This is a genomic window from Streptomyces sp. NRRL B-24572 (assembly GCF_002156145.1).
Taxonomy (GTDB): Bacteria; Actinomycetota; Actinomycetes; order Streptomycetales; family Streptomycetaceae; genus Streptomyces; species Streptomyces vietnamensis.
In genome coordinates this window covers 1-2,982 of sequence record NZ_MWIG01000924.1, presented here as the reverse complement: position 1 = coordinate 2,982, position 2,982 = coordinate 1, and the positions used below count along the sequence as shown (strand labels likewise).

Annotated in this window: 3 protein-coding genes; 2 read left to right on the top strand and 1 reads right to left on the bottom strand. The window is 75.1% G+C overall.

Going from position 1 to position 2,982, the window contains the following annotated elements:
- Both CCN56_RS38325 and CCN56_RS38320 read left to right on the top strand, forming a co-directional pair.
- Positions 1 to 936, top strand: a 936-nt coding sequence (locus CCN56_RS38325) for an amidohydrolase (RefSeq protein ID WP_086832267.1), incomplete at its 5' end; no start/stop codon positions are given.
- Entirely contained in the window at positions 933 to 2,402 is a 1,470-nt protein-coding gene (locus CCN56_RS38320) for an APC family permease (RefSeq protein ID WP_086832266.1), read from the top strand. The genes CCN56_RS38325 and CCN56_RS38320, both read left to right, overlap by 4 nt.
- A 57-nt stretch (positions 2,403 to 2,459) precedes the next feature.
- On the opposite strand, the gene CCN56_RS38315 is transcribed toward CCN56_RS38320, so the two are convergent.
- On the bottom strand, positions 2,460 to 2,982 hold a 523-nt coding region (locus CCN56_RS38315), incomplete at its 5' end, for an amidohydrolase family protein (RefSeq protein WP_143664779.1).

Below are 2,982 nucleotides of genomic sequence, written 5' to 3'. Positions count from 1 at the left end.
CGGGCCGCCGCCCTCGCCCGCCGGATGGTCTCCCTCGGCACCGGACACGTCCGCTCCCACGTCGACGTCGACCCCGACACCGGCCTCGACCACCTGCACGCCCTCCTCGACGTCCGAGAGAAGTTCCGCGACCGGCTCGGCATCCAGCTCGTCGCCTTCCCCCAGTCCGGGGTCGTCGCCGCGCCCGGCGTCGCCGACCTCCTCGACGCCGCCCTCGCCGACGGCGCCGACCTCGTCGGCGGCCTCGACCCCGTGGGCTTCGACGGCGACCCCGACGGCCAGCTCGACATCGTCTTCGGCTTCGCCGAGCGCCACGGCAAGGGCATCGACCTGCACCTCCACGACGGCGGCGAGACCGGCACCGCCCAGCTGCGGGACATCGCCGCCCGCACCGCCGCCCTCGGCCTCGGCGGCAAGGTCGCCGTCAGCCACGCCTACGCCCTCGGCGCCGTCGACGCCGCCGAGCTCGACCGCACCGCCACCGCCCTCGCCGCCGCCGGGGTCGCGATCATGACCAACGGTCCGGGCGGCCACGTGCCGCCCGTCCTCCGGCTGCGCGAGCACGGCGTCCGGGTCTTCGCGGGCTCCGACAACATCCGCGACACCTGGTGGCCCTACGGCACCGCCGACATGCTCGAACGCGCCACGGTCATCGGCCTCAGGACCGGGCTCATGACCGACCCCGAGCTGTCCGTCGCCGCCTCCCTCGTCACCGGCGAGGCCGCCGCCGCGCTCGGCCTCACCGACTACGGCATCGCCCCCGGTGCCCGCGCCGACCTCGTCGCGGTCGCCGCCGGCTCCGTCCCCGAGGCCGTCGCCGCCCACCCCCGCAGACTGCTCGTGCTGCACGCCGGAAAGGTCGTCGGCCCCTTCGCCGACGACACCTACCCGGAGCTCGTCCCGTCCGCCGTCCCGTCCGCCGGAGGAGCCGCGTGACCACCGACACCACCTCCCGTACGGCTCCGAAGACCCCGGAGGCGGCGGGGAAGCTCGCCGCAGGCCGCATCGGCACCTTCGACCTCGTCTTCTTCGTCGTGGCCGCCGCCGCGCCGCTCACCGTCCTCGCCGGCGTCGCCCCCTTCGCCATCGGCATCGGCGGCCCCGGCGCCCCGCTCGCCTACCTCGTCTCCGGCACCCTGCTCGCCCTCTTCGCCGCCGGGTTCACCGCGATGAGCCTGCACGTCCGCAACGCCGGGGCCTTCTACGCGTACGTCGCCCGCGGCCTCGGCCGCACCCTCGGCGTCGGCACCGCCTACGTCGCCGTCGTCTCGTACAACCTCGTCACCCCCGGCGTCGCCGCCGCCTTCGGCTACTTCGCCGCCGGATCCGTACGGGACGCCACCGGCGCCGACGTGCCCTGGTGGCTGCTCTCCGGACTCTGCGTCCTCGCCGTCGGCGTACTCGGCTGGCTGAAGGTCACGCTCAGCGCCAAGGTCCTCGGCATCGCCCTGGTCCTGGAGGTCCTCTCGCTCGTCGTCATGGACGGCGGCATCCTCGGCGAGCGCGGCACCGCCGCCCTCGACACCGCCTCCTTCGCACCCTCCACCCTCGCCGCCGGCGGCGTCGCGGGCATGTTCGTCCTGGTCATCGGCGCCTTCACCGGCTTCGAGGCCACCGCGATCTTCGCCGAGGAGGTGCGCGAACCCCACAAGACCGTGCCCAGGGCCACCTTCATCGCAATCGGCTTCCTCGCCGTCTTCTACTCCCTCGGCTGCTGGCTGATCATGGGCGCCTTCGGCACCGACGAGTCCGTGGAGCTCGCCCGCGCCGCCGACGGACCGGAGCTCACCTTCAAGGCCGCCGAGCTCTACGCGGGCGCGTGGCTGGCGGACGCCATGCACGGGCTCGTCATCGTCAGCGCCTTCGCCGCCACGCTCGCCTTCCACAACGCCGGAGCCCGCTACCTGTACGCCCTCGGCCGCGAGGGCCTGCTGCCCCGCCGCCTCGGCACGGTCTCCGGGAGGCACGGCTCGCCCGGCGGCGCCGTCATCGCCCAGACCGGCTTCAACCTGGCGATCGTCCTCGCCGGGGCGTTGCTCGCCGCCGACCCGTACGGCGAGGTCTTCCTGTGGACCAACAGCGTCGGCGTCCTCGGCATCATGGGCATGCAGGCCCTTGCCGCGCTCGCCGTCTGGGCCTACTTCCGGCGCGACCGGATGGGCCTCTCGGCCGCCCGGGTGGTCTGGGCGCCGCTGGTCTCCTGCGCCGGCCTCGCCCTGCTCACCGTGCTCGCCGTGATCCACTTCGACCTGCTCACCGGCCGCACCGGCGCCGTGAACACCGCCCTCCTGGTGCCGCTGCCCGTGGTCCTGGCGGCCGGTCTGCTCGTGGCCCTCCGCATCCGGCGCACGGACCCGGAGCGGTACGCCTCGCTCACGACGGTGGACGTGGAGCGGGACTGAGTACGGGTACGGGGCGGGGGACCGGCCCCCCGCCCCGTACCCGTACTCCTCGATGCCTCAGACCAGGCGGCCGTCCCGCGCCACCACCCGGCCCGCGCGGACCACCAGGTCACGACGGGGCAGGTCCACCACCGCCTGCGGCAGGCACTCGCCGTCGACGAGCATGAAGTCGGCGGGGGAGCCCGGCCGCAGGTCCGCCTCCGGCAGGCCGAGCAGCTCCGCGCCCCCGTCGGCGGCGAGCCGGAAGCAGCCCTCGAGGTCCGAGTCGAGACGGGCGTCCAGGGCCCAGGCGGCGAGCCAGGAGCGGTGCAGCATGTCCGCGTTCCCGAACGGGCTCCAGCTGTCCCGGACCCCGTCCGAGCCGAGACCGACCGTCACCCCGCGCTCGGCGAGCCGCCGGAACGGCAGGATCGTCGTCGCGGACAGCGCGACCGTGGTGAGCGAGACGCCCGCCTCCGCGAGCAGGTCCGCCGTCTCGTCGAGCTCCCCGCCGGAGAGCGCGGCGACCGCGAAGGCGTGCCCCACGTTCACCCGGCCCTGCAGGCCGAGGGCGCGGGTGCGGGCGGCGATGTCCCGCAGC